Below are 3,328 nucleotides of genomic sequence, written 5' to 3'. Positions count from 1 at the left end.
GCGAGATCTACCAGATCATCACCGCTGAACACCCTTATGGATGCCAAGCCTCAGCGGCTTGACATCCATAAGAGCATCCCTTGCTGGTGCCGTCCCCGGCTGGTCCGGTAGCTTCGACAGCCCATCGCGCATGCGGAACCTCCGGCGGCGCCCGCGGCTCGTCGGGGAGGCGGCCTTGTCGGCAGTGGACACCGCCCGCCCGCCCGAGCGCGCCGCGGGCAGCGGCTTCCGGGCGCTGCTCATAGCGCAGACGCTGTCGGCGCTGGGCGACTCGTTCTCCTACGTGGCATCCCGCTGCTGGTGCTGCACAGCACCGGTGCGGTGACGCAGATGGGCCTGGTCACCGCGCTCGGCGGCGTCGCGTCGCTGCTGACCGGCCTGTTCGCCGGGGTCGTCGTCGACCGGTTCGACCGCCGCCGCCTGCTCGTGCTCTGCGACCTCGCCCGCTGCGGCCTCTACGCGAGCATCCCCCTCGCCTGGCTCGCCGGGCCGCGACCGTGGCTGCTCTACCTGGTGCTGCCGCTGGCGAGCGCGTTCGCGATGGTGTTCCAGGTCGCGCAGGTGACCGTGGTGCCGAGCCTGGTGCCGGCCGAGGAGATCACGCGGGCCAACGGCCGCCTGTTCGCGGCCTCGTCGACGGCGTACCTCATCGGCCCGGCCCTGGCCGGCCTGCTCTCCGGCCGCTTCGGCGCGACCGCGGCGATCGGACTCGACGCCGTCACCTTCGCCGTGTCGGCCGGGGCGCTGTCGTTCCTGCGCCTGGCCCCGGTCACGGCGGGCGGGCCCGGCTCGGCGCGAGCGCGCAGCGGCGCCAGGGGCCGAGCCGTAGCAGCGGCGGGTGGGTCCGGACGGCGGGCGGTGCGCAGGCTAGCCGTGCGGGGCGAGGACCACCACCGGGATGGTCCGGCTGGTCGCCTCCTGATAGGCCTGGTAGGCGGGCATCGCGTCGACCAGCAGGCCCCACAGCCGGGTCCGTTCGGCGGCCGTGGCGGTCCGCGCCCGCGCCGGTAGCACGCGCGCGCCGACCTGCACGCTGACCTCGGGCTCCGCGACGAGGTTCAGATACCACGCGGGATGGCGGTCGGCACCGGCGTTGGACGCGGCGACGACGTAGTGCCCGCCGTCGCGCACGTAGACCAGCGCGGTGCGCCGCAGCCGGCCCGTGCTGCGGCCGCGTGTCGTCAGCAGCAGGTCGTTCGTGCCCGGCCGCGCGTCGCCGCCGGTCGCCAGGAACCGGCGGATGTGCTCGGCGACGAACGGGTGCGGGCTGTCGTGGATCTCCTCGCCCATCAGTACGCCTCGACCCCGAGGTGGGTGCGGTGCCGCGTCGGCGTCTCCGCCTCGTCGAGCAGCGCTGCCGCGAAGTCGGCGTACGTGATCCGGCTGCTCGCGTCGGCCGCCGCGACCCGGTACCGCCCGACCGGCTCGCCACCGTGGTCGAAGTCGCCCGCCGGGCTCAGCACCAGCCAGTCGAGGTCGCCGCCGGCACCGGTCAGCACCTGCGTGCCGGCCGCGTGCGCCAGGTAGAAGCCGCGGTACTCCTGCGGGTAGCCGGGCGTGTCCATCAGCGGCGTGCCCGACCCGTCGGGCAGCACCGACGCGAGCCCGACCGCGACCAGCCGCCCGGTGCCCGCGGCGGCGAGCCCGTCGCGCAGCGCGCCGGCGGCGGCCGGGTAGAACACCTCGGGCGGCGTGCCCGGGTCGAAGACGGCGGCGATCGCGGCGTGGTGCCCGCGCGCGTGCTCGGCGACGTGGCGCGCGTCGGTGACGTCACCGGCCACCAGCCGCACCCCGGGCACCGCGAGATCGGCGTGCCCGCCGGGGTGGCGCACCACGGCGGTCACCCGGTGCCCGCGCGCGAGCGCCTGCCCGACCGCCGCCCGCCCCGCCCTGCCACCTGCTCCGAACACGACGATCCCGTTCATGCGCCACTCCTTCCGGATGCGATCAGATCCGGTCCGGACGCTAGCCGAGCAGGTGGTTTCCAAGTGGATACCGGATACGGTGGGCGGGTGCGCACGCCCCTGGATCCCGACATGTTCGACCCGGTCTGCCCGTCCGGCCTGTCGCCGGTCCGCGTCGGCGACAAGTGGGCGGGCATGGTGATCCGCTGCCTGGAGCACGGTCCGCGGCGGTTCTCCGAGCTGCGCGTCCCGCTGCGCGGCGTCACCGCCAAGGCGCTGACCAAGTCGCTGCGCGGCCTGGAGCGCGACGGTCTGGTCGCCCGCACCGTCCATCCCGGACCGGCGCGCCACGTCGAGTACGGCCTGACCCCGCTGGGGCGCAGCCTGCTCGCCCCGATGGCCGCGATGTGCGCGTGGGCGCAGGAGCACTGGGACGAGCTGCTGGACGCCCGCGAGGCCGCCGCCTCACCCGGCCGCGCGGCGTGAACCGTACGGCTGGGCGGGCAGCGCCGCGGGCGGCCGATCAGCCGGTCACAGCATCTCGGCGAGGAAGTCGGCCAGCGCCTTCTCCGCCTCGGGGGAGCCGGGGCGCAGGTGGTCGTGCGCCTCGCCCTGTTTGTGGCCGCGCTCCAGCCATTTCATGAAGTCGCGGCGCATCTGCGGATCCTGCAGCTTGTTCTTCAGCCAGCCGGAGTCCTCCAGCTCGGCCTTGTTGCCGTCACTGATCCGCTCCCGGCGCGGCGGCGGGTCGTCCTGGCCGTACTTCTCCTCCCAGTAGTCGTCACCGCGGCCGCCGCTGCCGCTGCCGCTCATCATCGCGGCGAGGATCGCCAGCGCCCCCGCACCGGCCAGCGTGGCCAGGAAGTCGGCCGCGGCGGCGGTGAGCACGAGCTGGAAACCGCCGCCCGCCAGCGCGGCCAGGCCCAGCGGCGGGAACCAGACCATGGCGAGCATGGCCAGCAGCAGCGAGGCGACGAACAGCATGTTGCTGATGGCGTCGAGGATGTGCGACTGCAGGATCGGCTGGTCGGGTGCGCCCGCGGCCAGTCCGAGGACCAGGCTGCCCACCCCGGCGACGAGGCTGCCGAGCCCAGTGAGCAGGCGCAGCTCGGCGCGCACGGCCGCCTCGGCGGCCGGCGCGGCCAGCAGCGGCCGCAGCCGGCGCGCGGTGGCGACGGTCTGCCAGCCGAGCCAGAGCAGGCCCGCCACCGCGAAGACCAGCACGACCGGGAACACCAGGGACGACCCGAGCAGCTCCTGCACACCCTGGAACGTCGGCAGGCCACCGGGCACGAAGTACAGCACCGCGGGCACCAGCAGCACCGCCCACACCAGCAGCGGCAGGTACGGCCGGAGGCCGCGCGGGGGCGCCGGCGGGGGGCGCCCGGGCCGCCCCCGCCCCCGCCCGGCCCGTGCCGCACGCG

The 3,328-nt window shown here is 75.2% G+C and carries 5 protein-coding genes and 1 pseudogene; 3 read left to right on the top strand and 3 right to left on the bottom strand.

The window, feature by feature from the left end; genetic code table 11:
* Nucleotides 1-175 precede the first annotated feature (175 nt).
* Together AB0J67_RS40070 and AB0J67_RS40065 are read left to right on the top strand one after the other, a co-directional pair.
* The gene (locus AB0J67_RS40070) at nt 176-325 is read left to right on the top strand and encodes a hypothetical protein (RefSeq protein ID WP_363490884.1); all 150 of its coding nucleotides are present in this window, start codon (nt 176-178) and stop codon (nt 323-325) included.
* A gap of 5 nt (nt 326-330) precedes the next feature.
* Nucleotides 331-741: pseudogene (locus AB0J67_RS40065) on the top strand (MFS transporter); the annotation flags it as partial.
* 126 nt (nt 742-867) lie between these two features.
* Here AB0J67_RS40065 and AB0J67_RS40060 read toward each other — a convergent pair.
* Together AB0J67_RS40060 and AB0J67_RS40055 are read right to left on the bottom strand one after the other, a co-directional pair.
* Nucleotides 868-1,290, bottom strand: coding sequence for a nitroreductase family deazaflavin-dependent oxidoreductase (locus AB0J67_RS40060; protein ID WP_363490882.1), 423 nt, complete (start codon nt 1,288-1,290; stop codon nt 868-870).
* The gene (locus tag AB0J67_RS40055) at nt 1,290-1,925 is read right to left on the bottom strand and encodes an NAD(P)H-binding protein (protein WP_363490880.1); all 636 of its coding nucleotides are present in this window, start codon (nt 1,923-1,925) and stop codon (nt 1,290-1,292) included. Before AB0J67_RS40055 ends, AB0J67_RS40060 begins: the two co-directional genes overlap by 1 nt.
* An 87-nt stretch (nt 1,926-2,012) precedes the next feature.
* Between AB0J67_RS40055 and AB0J67_RS40050 the strand changes: the two genes are divergently transcribed.
* Entirely contained in the window at nt 2,013-2,390 is a 378-nt protein-coding gene (locus AB0J67_RS40050; protein ID WP_363490878.1) for a helix-turn-helix domain-containing protein, read from the top strand.
* 45 nt (nt 2,391-2,435) lie between these two features.
* Here the strand turns inward: AB0J67_RS40050 and AB0J67_RS40045 are convergent.
* The coding region (locus tag AB0J67_RS40045; RefSeq protein WP_363490876.1) for a hypothetical protein at nt 2,436-3,328 on the bottom strand (893 nt) is incomplete at its 5' end.

Source organism: Catellatospora sp. NPDC049609 (genome assembly GCF_040675365.1).
Classification (GTDB): domain Bacteria; phylum Actinomycetota; class Actinomycetes; order Mycobacteriales; family Micromonosporaceae; genus Catellatospora.
This window is presented reverse-complemented; position numbering and strand designations above follow the sequence as displayed.

Coding starts and splice junctions, on each gene's coding strand:
- AB0J67_RS40060 (WP_363490882.1), bottom strand. CDS start 1,290: ATGGGCGAGGAGATCCACGACAGCCCGCACCCGTTCGTCGCCGAGCAC.
- AB0J67_RS40055 (WP_363490880.1), bottom strand. CDS start 1,925: ATGAACGGGATCGTCGTGTTCGGAGCAGGTGGCAGGGCGGGGCGGGCG.